The organism is Actinoplanes sp. GCM10030250, assembly GCF_042666575.1.
Classification (GTDB): Bacteria; Actinomycetota; Actinomycetes; order Mycobacteriales; family Micromonosporaceae; genus Actinoplanes.
Window position 1 is genome coordinate 1 of the sequence record NZ_JBHTDO010000022.1, and the last position, 17,527, is coordinate 17,527.

Annotated in this window: 13 protein-coding genes and 1 pseudogene; 8 read left to right on the forward strand and 6 right to left on the reverse strand. The window is 70.4% G+C overall.

Translation table 11 applies throughout. The features are described 5' to 3' along the window. Window positions 1-714: pseudogene (locus ACFQV6_RS25655) on the reverse strand (glyoxalase/bleomycin resistance/dioxygenase family protein); the annotation flags it as partial. Between the two features lie 149 nt (window positions 715-863). On the opposite strand from ACFQV6_RS25655, the gene ndk reads away from it, so the two are divergent. Beyond that, the gene (gene ndk, locus ACFQV6_RS25660; protein ID WP_378030138.1) at window positions 864-1,280 is read left to right on the forward strand and encodes a nucleoside-diphosphate kinase; all 417 of its coding nucleotides are present in this window, start codon (window positions 864-866) and stop codon (window positions 1,278-1,280) included. Between the two features lie 35 nt (window positions 1,281-1,315). Here the strand turns inward: ndk and ACFQV6_RS25665 are convergent, their stop codons facing one another. From ACFQV6_RS25665 to ACFQV6_RS25680, 4 genes are all read right to left on the reverse strand, one after another. Then, a complete protein-coding gene (locus tag ACFQV6_RS25665; RefSeq protein WP_378030139.1) occupies window positions 1,316-2,101 on the reverse strand; it encodes an ABC transporter permease in 786 nt (261 codons plus the stop codon). Then, entirely contained in the window at window positions 2,098-2,859 is a 762-nt protein-coding gene (locus tag ACFQV6_RS25670; RefSeq protein WP_378030140.1) for an ABC transporter permease, read from the reverse strand. The genes ACFQV6_RS25665 and ACFQV6_RS25670 overlap by 4 nt, the downstream gene beginning before the upstream one ends. Next, entirely contained in the window at window positions 2,856-3,815 is a 960-nt protein-coding gene (locus ACFQV6_RS25675) for an ATP-binding cassette domain-containing protein (protein WP_378030141.1), read from the reverse strand. The genes ACFQV6_RS25670 and ACFQV6_RS25675 overlap by 4 nt, the downstream gene beginning before the upstream one ends. 92 nt (window positions 3,816-3,907) lie before the next feature. After that, window positions 3,908-4,924 (reverse strand): ArsR/SmtB family transcription factor, encoded by a 1,017-nt coding sequence (locus tag ACFQV6_RS25680; protein ID WP_378030142.1) that lies wholly within the window; start codon window positions 4,922-4,924, stop codon window positions 3,908-3,910. A gap of 462 nt (window positions 4,925-5,386) precedes the next feature. Between ACFQV6_RS25680 and ileS the strand changes: the two genes are divergently transcribed. Both ileS and ACFQV6_RS25690 read left to right on the forward strand, forming a co-directional pair. Further along, entirely contained in the window at window positions 5,387-8,512 is a 3,126-nt protein-coding gene (ileS, locus tag ACFQV6_RS25685; protein ID WP_378030143.1) for an isoleucine--tRNA ligase, read from the forward strand. A 143-nt stretch (window positions 8,513-8,655) separates the two neighbouring features. After that, window positions 8,656-9,333: a lysophospholipid acyltransferase family protein gene (locus ACFQV6_RS25690; protein WP_378030144.1), complete on the forward strand. Its 678-nt coding sequence runs from the start codon at window positions 8,656-8,658 to the stop codon at window positions 9,331-9,333. On the opposite strand, the gene ACFQV6_RS25695 is transcribed toward ACFQV6_RS25690, so the two are convergent. Further along, complete coding sequence (locus tag ACFQV6_RS25695) at window positions 9,330-10,757, reverse strand: hypothetical protein (RefSeq protein ID WP_378030145.1); 1,428 nt, start codon at window positions 10,755-10,757, stop codon at window positions 9,330-9,332. The genes ACFQV6_RS25690 and ACFQV6_RS25695 overlap by 4 nt on opposite strands. A gap of 236 nt (window positions 10,758-10,993) precedes the next feature. On the opposite strand from ACFQV6_RS25695, the gene ACFQV6_RS25700 reads away from it, so the two are divergent. The 5 genes from ACFQV6_RS25700 to ACFQV6_RS25720 are packed head-to-tail and all read left to right on the forward strand — an operon-like array spanning window position 10,994 to window position 17,464. Beyond that, on the forward strand, window positions 10,994-11,791 hold the full coding sequence (locus tag ACFQV6_RS25700; RefSeq protein ID WP_378030146.1) for an alpha/beta fold hydrolase: 798 nt from the start codon (window positions 10,994-10,996) through the stop codon (window positions 11,789-11,791). A gap of 30 nt (window positions 11,792-11,821) precedes the next feature. Further along, a complete protein-coding gene (locus ACFQV6_RS25705; protein WP_378030147.1) occupies window positions 11,822-14,329 on the forward strand; it encodes a SpoIIE family protein phosphatase in 2,508 nt (835 codons plus the stop codon). Further along, complete coding sequence (locus ACFQV6_RS25710) at window positions 14,322-14,666, forward strand: STAS domain-containing protein (protein ID WP_378030148.1); 345 nt, start codon at window positions 14,322-14,324, stop codon at window positions 14,664-14,666. Before ACFQV6_RS25705 ends, ACFQV6_RS25710 begins: the two co-directional genes overlap by 8 nt. Window positions 14,667-14,686: 20 nt before the next feature. Beyond that, on the forward strand, window positions 14,687-16,675 hold the full coding sequence (locus ACFQV6_RS25715) for a TIGR03960 family B12-binding radical SAM protein (RefSeq protein ID WP_378030149.1): 1,989 nt from the start codon (window positions 14,687-14,689) through the stop codon (window positions 16,673-16,675). 51 nt (window positions 16,676-16,726) lie between these two features. After that, window positions 16,727-17,464 (forward strand): TIGR03936 family radical SAM-associated protein, encoded by a 738-nt coding sequence (locus tag ACFQV6_RS25720; protein ID WP_378030278.1) that lies wholly within the window; start codon window positions 16,727-16,729, stop codon window positions 17,462-17,464. Window positions 17,465-17,527: the final 63 nt, after the last annotated feature.

Here is a 17,527-nt window from a genome sequence, read left to right on the forward strand (position 1 = left end):
GGGTGGGGGGTCCTTGTCGCTGACCAGCTGGCCCTCGACGATGGTGCCGGCGGGGGTGTCGCGGACCACTACCGGAATGGTGGAGCGGGTGTCGTCGTAGCCGGCGGTGCGGGGGCCGGGCGGGGGTGGGGGTGGCGGTTCGTCCTGGTCGAAGGACCAGTCGCGGTCGCGGCCCTCCCACGGGGCCGGGCCGACGGCGCCGAGGACGTCGTCGTCGAACTCGTCGCCGGCGGGGGTGGCGGTCTGCGGGGGCGGTGGGGGATCGGCGCCCTCGTCGCGGACGGCCGCGTCGTTCCAGTTGACGCGGACGCGGCGGGTGTCGTCGACGTCGACGGTGATGGGCACGGTGGAGCCGGGGACCGGCCATTTCGCGACCGGGACGCGGGACTCGCGGATCACCGTCTCGAAGGTGCCGAGGCCGGGCGCCACCACGATCGCCTCGATCTCGGCCCGGCCGTAGGCCGCGGAGACCGGGGGCGGCGGGATCGACTTGACCTCCGCGTTGCCGGCCACGGTGGCCCGGCCACCCCGGCGGCTGGTGACGTTCACCAGCGCGAGTATGACCGCCAGGACCAGGATGACGACGCCGAAGAACGCGACCGCCATGCTCGACATGCCGAGCCCGAAAACGATCACGAAGACCGCGAGCGTGCCCATGACCGCCGCCACCAGTTTGCGGGCGGGGGCGATGGGCCGGCCGGTCTGGTTCGCCACTGTGGACCTCCCGGTTGTTCCCGTCAGGTTATTGCCCGCCGGTGGCTCCGCGAAAGTGCGGTAGTCCGGGCATCGCCGCTCACCCCGTTCGTGGTACCGATAGGCTGAACCTCCCGCGTGTCGGGCAGCCATCTTACGGAGGAACCCCCGTGTCCAGCCCCACCGAGCGTTCGCTCGTGCTCGTCAAGCCCGACGCGGTCCGCCGCGGCCTGCTCGGCGAGATCCTGTCCCGCTTCGAGCGTAAGGGCCTGGTCATCGAGGCGCTGGAGTTGCGCACGATGGACGCGACCCTCGCCGACGCGCACTACGCCGAGCACGTCGACAAGGCTTTCTACCCGCCGCTGAAGGACTTCATGACCAGCGGCCCGCTCGCCGCCCTGGTGCTCTCCGGAGACTCGGTGATCGACGTGGTGCGCGCGATGATCGGCGCGACCGACGGGCGCAAGGCAGCCGCCGGGACGATCCGCGGTGACCTGGCTCTCTCCAACCGGGAGAACCTGGTGCACGCCTCCGACTCGGCGGAGAGCGCCGAGCGCGAGCTGGCCCTCTGGTTCCCCAAGCTCTAGATCGTCTCCAGGCTGGCCCTCTGGCTCCCCAAGCTCTAGATCGTCTCCAAGCTGGCTCGCCGCCGGGACTCCGCCTCGAAGATCTTCAGGAGGGCGGCGGCGAGCAGGGCGTACCCGATGCCGACCAGTAGTTCGGCGCCGAGGGCGGGTGCTGCCGCACCGAGGCCGTGCCCGGCGGCGAGCTGCCGGGCGGCTTCCGCGGCATGGGTGATCGGCAGGGCCTCGCCGGCGGCGGCCATCCACTGCGGCAGGCCGTCGCGGGGCACGTTCACGCCGGTGAGCAGCAGGAGCAGAGCCGCGGCGACGTTGGAGACCACCCAGACGTCGCGGAAGCGCAGGCCCAGCGCGCCGAGGGCGAGGCCGAAGAACGCGCAGGACGTGGCGGCGACGGTCAGGACCAGGGCGAGGCCGGGAAGTGCGGCGGCCGGGATCCGCAGCCCGAGCAGCAGCGCCCCGGCGGTCAGGGTGAACGCGGCGACCAGCAGGCCGTTGCCGGCGTACGGCAGGGCGCGTCCCCAGAAGATCGCGGTCCGGCTGCGCGGTGAGAGCAGCACGTGCCCCAGAGTTCCGTAGCGGCGCTCGTGGGCGACCGCCATCGTCCCGCCGAACACACAGGCCGTCGAGACCGCGAGGACCGCGTTACCGACGATGAAGAACCGGTCGTCGGCGACCTGCAGCTGCCGTCCCAGATAGGCGAAGAACAGCAGCTGGAACGTCGGCCCGGCGAGCAGTGTCCCGGTGTACATGGCCGGCGAGGTCCAGGTGAACAGCGCCCGGTACGAGAGCAGGCCACCCACGGTGATCAGCCGGAGTGTGCTCATGACAGCGCCAGCGTTCCGGCCGCCCGGGCCCGGCGCTCGAACGAGGTCAGGCAGTATGCGCCGAGTGCCAGGCAGGCTCCGCTGATGGCGAGGCAGATCCCGATCGACGGCCAGACCGGCCCGCCCGCCACCGCCTCCCGCACCGCGCGGGCGCCCCAGGTGGTGGGCAGCACCGCCGCGATCGGCGCGGTCCAGGACGGCAGCACGCTGATCGGCACGAGCATTCCGGAGAGCAGCCAGATCGGGTAGTCGAGCGGGTTCGCCAGGGCGTTCGCGTTGCGCAGCAGCACGAACGTCGACGCGAGCAGCAGGCCGAACATGCCGAGCCCGGCAACGCAGGTGACCACGGCGGCCAGGAAGGCGGCCGGGCGCGCCACGTCGAGCGGTATTCCGTAGATCAGCCGGCCCCAGAGCAGCGTGGCCAGCAGGGCGTAGGTGCCGGTCACCGCGGTGGCCACGGTGATCGGCAGCAGCACCGTGACCGGTCGCCGGGGCGCCAGCATGATCATCTCCAGGGTGCCCTGCCAGCGCTGGTTCTGGATCGCCCCGCCGGCGCCGAAGAGCACCATCGACCAGACTCCCATCAGCCCGGCGCCGACCGCCGCCTCGATCAGCCGGTGCGGTTCGCCGGCGGCGCGGAACAGGTGGACCGCGAGTGTGGCCTGCACGATGGGGACGACCAGCGCGATCGCCACCTCGAACGGGGAGCGGCTCATGTGTTTGGCGTGCATGAGGACGCCGATCAGCAGCGATCTCATGCGGCGCTCACGATCGCCACGTACGCGTCCTCCAGAGTCGGCTCGCGGCTGTCGACCCGGCCGAGCCGGATGCCGGCCAGTTCGCGCAGCACGTCGCCCTGCACGTCCCGGCCCGCGTCGGACTGCACGGTCAGCAGTTGCAGCGAGCCGCGCTCCTCGACGGCGGCCTCGCGGACGCCGGGCAGCCCCCGTAGGGCGGCGATCGCGGAGTCGGGCACGCCGTACGCCTCGACCTCCACCACCCGCCGCCCGTCCGCCCGGCGCCGCAGCTCGGCCGGTGTGCCGAGGGCCTGGATCCGCCCGCCGGCGATCACCGCGATCCGGTCGCAGAGCTCGTCGGCCTCGGCCATGTAGTGGGTCGTCAGCAGTACCGTGGTGCCGTTCGCGGCGAGGGCGGCGACGGTGCGGCGCAGCTCCCGGGCGGCGACCGGGTCCACGCCGATCGACGGCTCGTCGAGGAACAGCACGTCCGGGTCGTGCAGCAGCCCGCGGGCGATGTGCAGCCGCTGCCGCATGCCGCGGGAGTAGCCCTCGACCCGTTCGTTCTCCCGGCCGGTGAGACCGACGAGCTCCAGCAGTTCGGCGATCGCCGGCCGCTGGTGGTGCGGCGGGACGCCGTAGAGCTCGGCGAAGTAGCGCAGGTTGTCCAGCCCGGACAGCCGGTCGTAGAGGCCGCGGTCGCCGCCGAACACGTACCCGATCCGGCGCCGCACCTCGCGGGTGCGGGTGACCACGTCCCAGCCGCAGATCCGGGCCGTGCCGGCGGTCGGGATCAGCAGCGTGTTGAGCATCTTGATGGTGGTCGTCTTGCCGGCGCCGTTCGGGCCGAGCAGGCCGAACAGCTCGCCGCGGCGGATGGTCAGATCCACGCCCCGGACCGCTTCCACGACCTCCCGGCGGCCCTGCCGGTAGGTGCGGCACAGGCCTTCCGCCTCAATGGCGTACTTGCTTCCCATGGCCGCGACGGTAGGGCGGGCGGGGAGGTCAGGAAACGAATTCGGCTCCGGCCGAATCTCCGCCGGCCGCGGCGGTAGGGCGGGCGGGGAGGTCAGGAAACGAATTCGGCTCCGGCCGAATCTCCGCCGAGAAGGGTGACCAGAGCGGTCCCGGCCGGTTCCAGGCCGTAGAGGACGCGGCGGCCGGCCCGGCGGCGGTGGATGACACCGGCGGCCAGCAGGCCGGTGAGGTGCTCGGAGACGGTGCTGGGGGCGAGGCCGAGGGCGACCGACAGGGCGGTGGTGGTGGCCGGCGTGGTCAGGGCGCGCAGCACCGAGGCGCGGCCCCGGCCGACCAGGATGGCCAGGCGGTCGGAGTCGCCGGCCGTGGCGGGCGCGGGGGTGGAGGCCAGCAGGGCGGAGCCCCGGCACTGGTAGGTGACCATGACGATCTCGGGGTGGTCGGTGGAGCAGATGAGGGCGCCGCGGGAGAAGATCAGCGGCACCAGCAGCAGGCGCTGGTTGACCGCGTCGAACGTGTGCTCCAGCGGTTTGACCAGGGTGAGGACCGGACGCTCCCAGCGGATCCGGTCGTGCAGCCGGGCCAGGAGGGCGTCCGGGCCGTCGGCGGCGAGCGCGCGGGCGCGCAGCAGCACCTCCTCGTCCAGGGCGGCGCGCATGGCCGGCCAGTGTGGCGCGATGGCGCCGTCCCAGTACGCCTGGAGGCCGTCGGCGAGCCGGTCCAGCGCCGCACGCCGGTCCTCCCGGAAGGGTCGCAGGAAGGGTGGCACATCGCCGTCCGGGTGGTGCTTGTCCAGCTGCTCCTCGATGGTCTCGGCCGGGGTCGCCCGCAGCCGGTCGAGCTGCTCGCCGATGGTCGACACAGGGGTGTCCGGGATCGGGTTGAGGAAGTCGGGCGAGGTGCTGGGCAGCCGGAAGTAGAGCGACACCGGCTCGGTGGCCGGGTCGGTGCGCAGCACCCGCCGGGCCTGCTCGGCCCATGAGTCGTAGGGCCACGGCGCGACCGGGTTGCGATGCAGCAGGTAGAGGCTGCACACGGCCTCCGTCAGCGGGCTGATCGCGATCCGGGTGCGCGCCAGTGTCGGTTCGTCGATCTCGATCCGGATCACATGATGAATGTTAGGCGCCCGGCCCGGCAGCTGCGCCCGGCGCGGGCGGGGCGGTGGCGGAGGTTGCCGGGTGGTGAGGCCGGCCCGGCAGCTCCGCCCGGCGCGGGCGGCAAAGGCGTGACCGGCGGCGGAGGTCGCCGGCGAGCAGTGGAGGACTCTTCGTCGGGCGTACCAGAGCATGCTCTTGATCTTGGGTTGGAGCGCCCGCGGTAATGCGGATGAGGGAATCGTGGGGCGGCCGGTATCGTTGTCTGGACGCAGGCAGCGAACCGGCCATCACCGGGGAGCCTCCGGAAGAACGGGTTTTCGTAAGAAAGCCCTGGTAGAACCGGGCGGACACCGGACCGCGCAGATCATCCGGCGAATGAGCGGGCGTTCCGAGAGGGCCGTCAAGCGAGGTGGTACCGCGGGCTTGAAAGAGCTCGTCCTCGCAGTCACGACATGACTGCTTGAGGGGAACCAATGGCCTATCCGAAGCACAGTGACGCCACCGGTGTGCCGGCGTCGCCGGACCTGCCGGCGGTCGAGCGCGCGGTTCTCGACCACTGGGCGGCTGACAAGACGTTCGAGGCGTCTGTCGCGCAGCGCCCGGCCGGGGAGGACGGCTCCAACGAGTACGTGTTCTATGACGGCCCGCCGTTCGCCAACGGCCTGCCGCACTACGGGCACCTCTTCACCGGATATGTGAAGGACCTGGTGCCGCGCTATCAGACGATGCGCGGCAAGCGGGTCGAGCGGCGGTTCGGCTGGGACACGCACGGCCTGCCCGCCGAGGTGGAGGCGGAGAAGCAGCTCGGCATCACCACCAAGGCGCAGATCGTCGACCTCGGCATCGACAAGTTCAACGAGGCCTGCCGCACGTCGGTGCTCGCCTACACCAAGGACTGGGAGCGGTACGTCACGCGCCAGGCCCGGTGGGTGGACTTCCAGGACGACTACAAGACCCTCGACCCGAACTACATGGAGTCGGTCATGTGGGCGTTCAAGACGCTGCATGAGAAGGGCCTGGTCTACGAGGGTTTCCGCGTTCTGGCCTACTGCTTCCGGTGTGAGACGCCGCTGTCGAACACCGAGACGCGGATGGACGACGTCTATCGGGATCGGACTGATCCGGCTCTGACGGTCAAGTTCCGCCTGGAGACCGGTGAGGACATCGCGGTCTGGACCACCACGCCGTGGACGCTGCCGTCGAACCTGGCGCTGGCGGTCGGGCCGGACATCGAGTATGCGGTGCTGACCTCGCCATCCGGCGAGAAGCTGATCGTCGGCGCCGGCCGGGTGGGTGCTTACGCCAAAGAGCTTGAGGGGTACGAGCAAACGAGCACTGTCCTCGGACGTGACCTCGTCGGGCGCCGATACACGCCGCTGTTCGATTTCCTCGTGGAGCAGGGCGGGGAGAACGCCTTCCAGGTGCTCGGTGCCGACTTCGTGACCACCGAGGACGGTACGGGTGTCGTGCACATGGCGCCCGCCTTCGGTGAGGACGACCAGAACGCCTGCAACGCGGCGGGCATCCCGACCGTGGTGACCGTCGACGACCACACCCGGTTCACCTCGCTGGTCCCCGACTTCGAGGGCCTGCAGGTCTTCGACGCGAACAAGCCGGTCATCGCCACGCTCAAGGAGCGCGGTGTGGTGCTGCGCCACGACGGCTACGTCCACTCGTACCCGCACTGCTGGCGCTGCGACACCCCGCTCGTCTACAAGGCGGTGTCGTCGTGGTTCGTCGCGGTGAGCACGTTCCGGGACCGGATGGTCGAGCTGAACCAGGAGATCAGCTGGACGCCGTCGCACATCAAGGACGGCTCGTTCGGCAAGTGGCTGTCGAACGCCCGTGACTGGTCGATCTCCCGTAACCGGTTCTGGGGCTCGCCGATCCCGGTGTGGAAGTCGGACGACCCGAACTATCCGCGGGTCGACGTCTACGGGTCCTTCGAAGATCTGGAGCGGGACTTCGGCGTACGCGTCACCGATCTTCACCGTCCCTATGTCGACGAGCTGACCCGGCCGAACCCCGACGACCCGACCGGAAAGTCGACGATGCGGCGCGTGCCGGAGGTCCTCGACTGCTGGTTCGAGTCGGGGTCGATGCCGTTCGCCCAGGTGCACTACCCGTTCGAGAACAAGGACTGGTTCGAGCACCACTACCCGGGCGACTTCATCGTCGAGTACATCGGGCAGACCCGTGGGTGGTTCTACACCATGCACGTGCTGGCCACGGCGCTGTTCGACCGTCCGGCGTTCCGCAACTGCCTGAGCCACGGCATCCTGCTGGGCGAGGACGGGCGGAAGATGTCGAAGTCGCTCCGCAACTATCCGGACGTCTACCGGGTGTTCGACAGCTACGGGTCGGACGCGATGCGGTGGATGCTGATGTCGTCGCCGGTGCTGCGGGGTGGTGACATGCCCGTCACCGAGGTCGCGATCCGTGACTCGGTGCGGCAGGTGCTGCTGCCGCTGTGGAACGTCTGGTACTTCTTCAGCCTGTACGCCAACGCCGCCGGGCACGTGGCGACTCTCCGGACCGATTCGCAGCATCTGCTGGACCGGTACGTGCTGGCCAAGACCGGGGAACTCGTCGCGGACGTCCAGCGGCAGATGGACGACTACGACATCTCCGGCGCGGCGGCAAGCGTCCGGTCCTACCTGGACGCGCTGACCAACTGGTACGTCCGCCGGTCCCGTGACCGGTTCTGGGCCGGCGACGAGGACGCGTTCGACACCCTGGCCACGGTTCTGGAGACCCTCTGCCGGGTGCTGGCGCCGCTCGCGCCGCTGACCACCGAGGAGATCTGGCGTGGCCTGACCGGTGGCCGCTCGGTGCACCTCACCGACTGGCCGTCGGCGGACACGTTCCCGGCCGACCACGAGCTGGTGGCGTCGATGGACGCGATCCGGGACGTGGCCTCGGCGGCGCTGTCGCTGCGCAAGGCGAAGGGCCTGCGGGTCCGGCTGCCGCTCGCGTCGGCGACGGTCGCCACCCCGTCCGGCTCCGCGCTGGCCGGGCTCGGCGATCTGCTCAAGGACGAGGTGAACGTCAAGGACGTGGTCTTCACCGATGACGTCGCCGCGTACTGCCAGCAGGTGCTGACCGTGGTGCCGCGAGTCCTCGGCCCCCGTGTCGGCAAGCAGGTCCAGCAGGTCATCAAGGCGGTCAAGGCCGGGGAGTGGCAGCTCGTCGACGGTGCACCCGTCGCGGCCGGCGTCACCCTCGCCGACGGTGAGTACGAGCTGAAGCTTGTCGCCGCGGACGTGGAGAACTCCGCTCCGCTGCCGGCCGGCGGGGGTGTCGTGGTGCTCGACAGCGTGGTCACCCCCGAGCTGGCGGCCGAAGGCCTGGCTCGTGACGTGATCCGGGTGGTCCAGCAGGCCCGCCGGGACGCCGATCTGGACGTCAGCGACCGGATCTCGCTGGAGTTGTCGGCTTCGGAGGCGGTACGGGCCGCGGTGGAGGCGCACCAGGAGTTCGTGGCCGGAGAGACGCTCGCCACGTCGGTGTCGTTCGCCGTTCCGTCCGCCGGATTCGGCGGGTTCGCCGGTGAGGTGGGCGACGGTGATCACGTGGCGGTGAAGGTCACAGCGGTCTAATCGGCCGATTGGCCCGGATGTTCGCCTGGTGTGGGCGAATGTCCGGGCCTCGGTGCAAGATCACAGGATACTTCCGCGTCCGGGTCCGATAACCTCACCTCACCCCTTTTTCAGCCAGGTACCCAGGTGTTCCGGAGGACGAGTTGCCGCTGCTCTACTCAATCGGCAAAATCACCGTCGGTACGGCGTTGATGACCGGCTGGCGGCCGCACGTCGAAGGCATCGAGCACATCCCGCGTACCGGTGGCGCGATCTTCGCCGGCAACCACCTCTCCGTCGCCGATGAGCTCTTCCTCGGCGCGGTGGTGCCCCGCCACCTGGCGTTCTGGGCCAAATCGGACTACTTCACCGGCACCGGGTTCAAGGGCTTCCTCAACCGGCAGCTGATGCAGGGCCTCGGCGCGATCCGCGTCGAACGGGCCGGTGGCCGCGCGGCCCTGACCGCCTTCGACGCGGCGATCCCGGCGCTTCAGGGCGGCGAGCTGGTCGCTGTCTACCCGGAGGGCACCCGCTCGCCGGACGGCAAGCTCTACCGGGGACGCACCGGCGTGGCCCGCCTGGCGGTCGCCGCGGGTGTGCCGATCATCCCGGTCGGGATGCTCGGCACCGACAAGGTGCAGCCGATCGGCCGGGTCTACCCGACCCTGATGCGCAACACCGTGACGATCAAATTCGGTAAGCCGATCGAGACGGTGGGCCGGTCCGACGACCGGACGGCGCTGCGTGAGCTCACCGACCAGGTGATGGCGGAGATCCAGAAGCTGACCGGCCAGGAGTATGTGTCCCGCTACGCGCCCAAACGCGGAGACCAGGCCTCCTAGCCCCAGTACTTGGGCGTCAGCACCTGGGAGCGGAGCTCGGCGACGAGGTCGGCGCTCTCGGTCAGGGAGCGGCGGGTGAACAGGACGGTGGCGAGGCTGCCGTGATCCGCCCAGGTGCACGCCACGACCGAGGTGCCGTCCAGGCGCCCGGTGCCGCAGCTCTCGTGCACGCCGAACTCGCCCATGTCGAACGACTGGATGTCCTTCAGCTTGAGCTCGTCGGCCAGGCGGCCGAGCTGGGCGTCCACGTCGGAGCCGGGGGTCAGCCGCCAGCCGGTCACGCCGAAGAGGGTGATCCGTTTGCCGCGCTTGTCGGTGTAGATGCCGGCGAAGGCGTCACCTGAGGAACCGGCCTCCTGGAGCTGCTCGGCGAGACGTTCCGCCGCGCGCCTGCCCGCGTCGGTGTCGCGGAGGTCCAGGTCGGCGAAGGAGGACGGCAGTACGGCGGTCACCGGGAACTGCTGGGCGGCCGGGAACTGCCAGTAGGCGAGGGGACCGCCGCAGCAGAGGACCAGGGCGACGACCGTGAGCATGGTCATCCGGCGCATGAAGCGGCGGAACCGGCCGCGGCGGGGCGGGGCCGGGCGGGGTGACCAGGGCGGGGGTGCCGGTCTGGCCGGGGCTGGTCTCGCCGGTGCCGGGCGGACGGGTGCTGGGCGCGGCTGGATCGGGATCCGAGGGTGGTCCGTGGTCTTGGTGGTGCGCTGCCACGGGCGGAGCTTCGACGGGCGGCTCGGGGGGAGACCGGTTCCGGCGGAGGGCGGCGGGTAGGTGCCGGGGGCGGGAATGGGCGCGGGAAGGGATGTGGGCTGGGCGTTTGCGGTAGCGGCGTCGATCTTCGCCGGCTGGCCGGCCTTCATGGCCTGTTCCGCGGCTTTGGCCGCCGCGATGACGGCCGCTGCCTTCGCGGCCTCGATGACTTTGGCGCCGGCGGCGAGTGCTTCGCCCATCGCCTTCTCCGCGGCGTCGGCTGCCTTGGTCGCGGCGTCGGCTGCCTTGGCGGCCGGGTGCGGTGCGGCGGGGCGCGGGGCGGCCTGGTGCGGTGCGGCCTGGTGCGGTGCGGCCTGGTCGTGGTAGGTGGCCGTGTCCAGACGGGTCGGTGGCGGGGCGACGTCGAGCCTGGTGGTGTCGGCGGCGTACGTGTCCAGCCAGAGGGGAGTCTCCTGGTCGGCCCAGGGATCGACGGCGGGCATGGTCGCCCAGTTGTCCGGCTCGGCGGATGCCGCTCGGGGGCCGCTGACCCGCTCTCGCAGGCGTTCCCACATCGAACGGCGCGGTCCCGTCGCGGGCACCGCGGCTGCCCCGCTCCAGCGGAACGGCAGGTCGAGCGTCGACGGATCCGGACCGGCGGCGGAATTCTCGGCCCGGGTCTGATCGGGCACTCCGGCGGCCGCGGTAGGGTCGACCGGCTGCTGGTCGGCCATCGTTTTCTGCTCTCCTCCCGCACGCCTGGAAGCGAACGTCCTCCCCAGGTTAGGCACACTGCGCCAGTCGGACGGCAGGGCGAGAACAGGACGACAAATGCGAATGCCGGACAACGAGGGCGATGTGCGAAACGCTCCGGAGTCGTATGGTTACCCGGACTTGGTATCCGCTCGTTCGGCGCGAGCGCGAGTGCCGGGAGTCACCTGCCCGCCCGCCCCCCGGAGGGTTCGCTGAGATGAGTACCACCCAGAGGAACGCCGTCACCGTTACCGGTGCTGCTTCCGGCCGGCCGATGATCTTCGCGCACGGCTACGGCTGCGACCAGAACATGTGGCGTTTCGTCACGCCGGCCTTCGAGGACACCCACCCGATCGTGCTCTTCGATCATGTCGGCAACGGCAAGTCCGACCTGTCGGCCTATCGGGACGACCGGTACTCGAGCTTGGCGGGCTACGCGGAGGACGTGCTGGAGATCATCCGGGAGCACGACCTGCGCGACGTGATCTTCGTGGGCCACTCGGTGAGCTCGATGATCGGGCTGCTGGCCGCCAACCGGGAGCCGGAGCGGTTCGCCGGCCTGGTGATGGTGGGCCCCTCCCCGCGCTACATCAACGACGACGAGGACGGCTACTTCGGTGGCTTCGGGCGCCCCGACATCGAGCAGATGCTGGAGTCGCTGGACAGCAACTATCTGGGCTGGTCCAGCACGATGGCCCCGGTGATCATGGGTAATCCGGAGCGGCCGGAGCTGGGCGAGGAGCTGACGAACAGCTTCTGCCGTACCGATCCGGCGATCGCCAGGAAGTTCGCCAGAGTCACGTTCCTCTCGGACAACCGTGCCGATCTGCCGAAAGCCCGGATCCCGACACTGATTCTGCAGTGTTCCGACGATGTGATCGCGCCGGCGGTGGTCGGCGAGTACGTTCACAAGAACACTCCGGGGAGCACCTTCGTGACTCTGAACGCGACCGGTCACTGTCCCAACCTGAGCGCACCGAAGGAAACGGTTGACGCCATCAAGTCCTGGTTGTAAGACAGCGGGCATGATCGGCGGAGCAGTGGCGTGAGTGAAACTGGTGGGCCGGACGTGACACAGGAGTTACGACTGCCCTGGGACGACGATCCTGAGGACCTGTACGAGCATGCGCCGTGCGGTTACCTCACGACGCTCCCGGACGGCACGATCGTCCGGGTGAACGAGACGTTCCTGGTGTGGACCGGATATGCCAGGGCCGACCTGATCGGTCACCGTCGGTTCCGTGATCTGCTCACGCCGGGTGACCAGATCTATCACGAGACCCATTACGCTCCGCTGCTCTCCATGCAGGGCGAGGTGCACGAGATCGCCCTCGAGGTGGTCCGTGAGGACGGGCGCAGGCTGCCCACGCTGGTCAACTCGGTGATGGAGCGCGGTCCCGGCCACGCGCCGCGGCTCATCCGGACGATGGTCTTCAACGCGACCGAGCGGCGGAGCTACGAGCGGGAGCTGCTCACCGCCCGCCGGACCGCTGAGGACTCGGAGCGGCGCGTCCAGGTTCTTCAGCAGATAGTGGCCGACCTTGCGGCGGCGCCGACCGAGGCCGAGGTGGCCGAGGCGGTCCTCCGCGCACCGGAGCCCGCGTTCGAGGCCGCCAGCAGCAGCATCTACGTGGTCGACCTGGAACGCGACCAGCTGGTGGCGGTCGCCTCCACCGACCCGACCACCGGCAACTGGGACGACATGCCCCGCTCGTCCGGGCGGGCGGTCGCCCAGGTGGCCCGGCGCGGGGACCTGCACGTCATCGGCTCGGTGGCCGAGGCCGAGCAGCACTTCCCGGACCTCGCCGAGTCGATGCGCCGGTCCGGCCGCAACACCGTGGTGCTGCTGCCGCTCACCACCGGGCCGGCCGACGAGCACTACGGCGTGGCCGTGCTCGGCGTGCTGGCGTTCAGCTTCCGCGAGGAGCGCACGCTCAGCGACGGCGAGCTGCGGGTCATCCGCCTCCTCGGCCAGCAGGCCGGTCAGGCGCTGGACCGGGCCCGCCTCTACGACGCCGCCCGCCGCCGCGAGGAACGGGCCGTCTTCCTGGCCGAGACGTCCGGCGCCCTCGACGAGGAGCACCGCCTGCTGCAGCGGGCTCGCCGGCTGGTGGAGCTGGTGGTCCCGGAGATCGCGGACTGGGCGGCGGTGCGGCTCCAGGTCGGCCCGGCCGGTCTGCTGGAAGACGCGGGCGGCCCGCCGCCGGACGCCGGCCTGCTCGCTGAGCGCGTCGCCGAAGCGGTCGAGGCGGCCGCACCGGTCTTCGCCGTCGACGGCGACGGCCTGGGGTGCACCATCCTGCCGCTCACGGTCCGCGGCCGGGTGCTGGGGACACTCGCTCTGCGGATGGCACCGGACCGGCGGGACGCCGCCGCCGAGCGGCTCTTTCTGGCCGACCTGGCCGACCGGGCCGGGCTCGCGCTGGAGAACGCCCGCCTCTACGAGCAGGAACGCGCCATCGCCCGGACCCTGCAACGCAGCCTGCTCGCCGCGGACGTGCCCGGCGGCGACCCCCGGTTCGCGGTGGAGACCTACTACCAGGCGGCCGCCCAGGACCTGGAGGTCGGCGGCGACTGGTTCGACGCCTTCCTGATCACCTCGAACAAGCTGGCCGTGGTGGTCGGCGACGTGGTGGGCCGGGGCATCGACGCGGCCACCACGATGGGCCAGCTGCGCAGCGCGATCCGGGCGCTCGCCTCCGCCGAACACGGCCCCGCCCGGCTGCTGGAACAGCTGGACCGGTTCTGCGAGCGGGTCGACTCGGCCCGGATGGCGACCGTGGTCTACGCCGAGGTCGACCTGCTCAGCAGCGAGCTGTCGTACGCGTGCGCCGGTCACCTGCCGCCCCTGCTGCACGAGCCCGCCGGCTCACCGCAGTACCTGCTCCAGGCCCGCTCCGCGCCGCTCGGCTCCCGGGCGGGCGACCGCCGCCGCACCGAGCACCGGGTACGCCTGTCCGCCGGGAGCCGGTTGCTGCTCTACACCGACGGCCTGGTGGAGCGCCGCACCCGCCCCATCGACCGGGGCTTCGAGATCCTCGCCCGGGAGTACGCCCGTCGCGGCGACGCCCCGCTGAAGGGCCTGACCGGCGGGCTCGCCGACACGATGGTCGGCCGGGACCACGCCGACGACGTCTGCCTGCTCTGCCTGACGCTCGGCACGGAGGAGCGGCTGGAACGCTCGATCGGCGCCGACCCGCTGCAGATCGCGCTGCTCCGGGCCGACCTGCGGGGCTGGCTGATCGGGCACTCGGTCGACACCGACTGCGTGAACGCCGTACTGCTCGCCTGTTCGGAGGCGGTGGCGAACGCGATCGAGCACGGCTATCGGGACGACCCGTTCGGTGTGGTCGACGTGGCCGCCACGGTCAGCGCGGACGCCGTCGAGGTCCGGGTCACCGACCGCGGCAGCTGGCGGGGCCCGGGCACCGACCTGGTACGCGGCCGCGGCCTGCAACTGATCGAGGACTCGATGGACGAGGTCTTCTTCGACCGTGGTGAGGGGACCACAGTCACCATGCGACGGCACCGAGAGGGAGCTTCGGATGACTGATCAGTGGGTGACCTTCTCCCAGCGCGGCATCACGGAGCTGGTCCACCTCAAGGGCGAGATAGACCTGGCGAACGCCAACGACATCGGCCGGGCCATCGTCGCCCGGACCACCGAGGCGGACGCGGTGCTGATCGACCTGACCGCTGTCTCGTTCCTGGACAGCGCCGGCGTGCGGCTGCTCGACTTCATCGTGGGCGACCTGGACGACCGCGGTAAGCCGATCAAGCTGGTGGTCGGCGAGCGCGGCGCCGCCCGGATGACCCTCCAGTTGTGCGCCTTCCGAACGGATCTCCTCTCCTCAGACCTCGACCGGGCCGCAGCGGACCTGAACACGTAGTCCGCGTACGCTGGATCCCCATGAGCGTGAGTTCCGTCTTCCCGCAGCTCGAGCAGCTGCTGCCCCGGGTCAGCAAACCGATCCAGTATGTGGGCGGCGAGCTCGGCGCCGTCGTCAAGGACTGGGACGCCACCACGGTCCGGTGGGCGCTGATGTACCCGGACGCGTACGAGGTGGGGCTACCCAACCAGGGTGTGCAGATCCTGTACGAGGTGCTCAACGAGCAGCAGGACGTGCTCGCGGAGCGCACCTACGCGGTGTGGCCGGACCTCGAGACGCTGATGCTGGAGAACGGCGTCCCGCAGTTCACCGTCGACGCGCACCGGCCGGTGAAGGCGTTCGACGTGTTCGGGCTCTCGTTCGCCACCGAACTCGGCTACACGAACATGCTGTGCGCGCTGAAGCTGGCGGGCATCCCGCTGGACAGCGCCGACCGCGGCATCGACGACCCGATCGTGCTGGCCGGCGGGCACGCCAGCTTCAACCCGGAGCCGATCGCCGACTTCATCGACGCCGCCGTGCTCGGTGACGGCGAGGAAGCGGTCCTGGAGATCACCGGGATCATCCGGGAGTGGAAGGCCGAGGGGTGCCCCGGCGGGCGTGACGAGCTGCTGCTGCGTCTCGCGCGTACCGAGAGCATCTATGTGCCGCGCTTCTACGACGTCGACTACCTGCCCGACGGGCGGATCCAGCGGGTCGTGCCGAACCGGCCGGACGTGCCGTTCCGGGTGGCCAAGCGCACCACCATGGATCTGGACGCGTGGCCGTACCCGAAGAAGCCTCTTGTTCCGCTCGCCGAGACCGTCCATGAGCGGTATGCGGTGGAGATCTTCCGTGGTTGCACCCGGGGCTGCCGGTTCTGTCAGGCCGGCATGATCACCCGCCCGGTGCGGGAGCGGTCGATCACCACCGTCGGCCAGATGGTGCAGCAGGGCCTCGAGTTCTCCGGCTTCTCCGAGGTCGGCCTGCTGTCGCTCTCCAGCGCCGACCACTCGGAGATCGGCGACATGTGCTCCGGCCTCGCCGAGCAGTACGCGGACACCAACGTCTCGCTGTCGCTGCCCTCCACCCGGGTGGACGCGTTCAACATCGATCTGGCCCAGGAGCTGTCCCGCAACGGGCGGCGCACCGGCCTCACCTTCGCCCCCGAGGGCGGTTCGGAACGGATCCGCAAGGTCATCAACAAGATGGTGACCAAGGAGGACCTGATCCGGACGGTGGTGACCGCGTACAGCAACGGCTGGCGGCAGGTGAAGCTGTACTTCATGTGCGGCCTGCCCTCCGAGACCGACGAGGATGTCCTTGAGATCGCGCAGATGGCGCACGAGGTGATCCGGGCCGGTCGTGAGGCCGCCGGCACCAAGGACATCCGCTGCACGGTGTCGATCGGCGGGTTCGTCCCGAAGCCGCACACCCCGTTCCAGTGGGCGAGCATGGCGTCGCCGGAGGTCATCGACGCCCGGCTGAAGCTGCTCAAGCAGGAGATCAACAGCGATCGGTCGCTGGGCCGCGCGATCGGTTTCCGCTACCACGACGGCGAGCCGTCGCTGATTGAGGGCCTGCTCTCGCGCGGTGACCGCCGGGTCGGCAAGGTCATCCGCCGGGTCTGGGAGAAGGGCGGCCGGTTCGACGGCTGGTCCGAGCACTTCTCGTACTCCCGGTGGGTCGAGGCCTGCGCCGAGGTGCTGCCCGAGTTCGGCGTCGACCTCGACTGGTACACCGTCCGCGAGCGCGAGGAGCAGGAGGTCCTGCCCTGGGACCACCTCGACTCGGGCCTCGACAAGGACTGGCTCTGGCAGGACTGGCAGGACTCGATGAGCGAGTTCGAGCAGGACGACTGCCGCTGGACCCCGTGCTTCGACTGCGGCGTCTGCCCGTCGATGGACACCGAGATCCAGATCGGCCCGACCGGCAAGAAGCTGCTCCCCCTGACACCCGTGACCCACCCGACCGCCCCGCCCGCTGCCCCGAATTCGACGGAAGACCCTCTTCAAAGGGTCTCTGCTTAGGAGAAGACCATTTCCCCGAAGAACCAGCCCGTGGGCGGTCAGGCCCCGGTCGTGCAGCGGATCCGCTTGAGATATGCCAAGCGTGGTCCGCTGCGCTTCACCTCACATCGTGACTTTGCTCGCGCCTTCGAGCGGGCGTTGCGCCGCGCCGCCGTGCCCATCGCCTATTCCCAGGGCTTCACACCACACCCCAAGATTTCGTACGCCAGCGCCGCACCCACCGGCGTCGGCAGCGAGGCGGAGTACCTGGAGATCGGCCTGCAGGCACCGGTGGATCCGGAAGCGATGCGGGTCGCCCTGGACGCCGCGCTCTCACCCGGCCTGGACATCCTGGAGGCGGTGATCGCGGGCGGAACCGGCAGCCTGGCCGATCGTATCGACGCCTCCCGATGGCGGCTGGAGCTTCCCGAGGTGGAGCCGGCGACCGCCGCGAGCGCCGTCGCGGCCTTCCTCGGTGCCTCTGAGGTGCTGGTGGAGCGGATGACCAAGCAGGGCCGGCGGACCTTCGACTCGCGCGCGGCAGTGAACAGCTTCACGGTCGCGAGCGAGCAGGACCTACCTTCCGGGGCGGTTGGAGTACCGTGTGCGATAATCGACCTTGTCGTACGGCAGGTAACGCCCGCCGTTCGGCCCGATGACGTCCTTTCCGGCCTGCGCGTGGTGGCTGGCCTGGAGCCGCCGGTGCCCCCCAGGGTGACCCGGCTGGCCCAGGGCACACTCACCGCGCAGGGGGAGATCGTCGATCCGTTGGACGCGGATCGCGAGGACGTCGGCATCGGAGGACGCTAGCCGGGAACCGGTCGGCGTTCGTTGGCAGACTTCGGAAGCCCGGCCGAGCCGGCCGGGCCCGGA

Excerpts from the sequence above, each read along its gene's own strand:
- ACFQV6_RS25695 (WP_378030145.1), bottom strand. The coding sequence starts at position 10,757 with ATGGCCGACCAGCAGCCGGTCGACCCTACCGCGGCCGCCGGAGTGCCC.
- ACFQV6_RS25665 (WP_378030139.1), bottom strand. The coding sequence starts at position 2,101 with ATGAGCACACTCCGGCTGATCACCGTGGGTGGCCTGCTCTCGTACCGG.
- ACFQV6_RS25715 (WP_378030149.1), top strand. The coding sequence starts at position 14,687 with ATGAGCGTGAGTTCCGTCTTCCCGCAGCTCGAGCAGCTGCTGCCCCGG.
- ACFQV6_RS25700 (WP_378030146.1), top strand. The coding sequence starts at position 10,994 with ATGAGTACCACCCAGAGGAACGCCGTCACCGTTACCGGTGCTGCTTCC.
- ACFQV6_RS25675 (WP_378030141.1), bottom strand. The coding sequence starts at position 3,815 with ATGGGAAGCAAGTACGCCATTGAGGCGGAAGGCCTGTGCCGCACCTAC.
- ACFQV6_RS25710 (WP_378030148.1), top strand. The coding sequence starts at position 14,322 with ATGACTGATCAGTGGGTGACCTTCTCCCAGCGCGGCATCACGGAGCTG.
- ACFQV6_RS25670 (WP_378030140.1), bottom strand. The coding sequence starts at position 2,859 with ATGAGATCGCTGCTGATCGGCGTCCTCATGCACGCCAAACACATGAGC.
- ileS (WP_378030143.1), top strand. The coding sequence starts at position 5,387 with ATGGCCTATCCGAAGCACAGTGACGCCACCGGTGTGCCGGCGTCGCCG.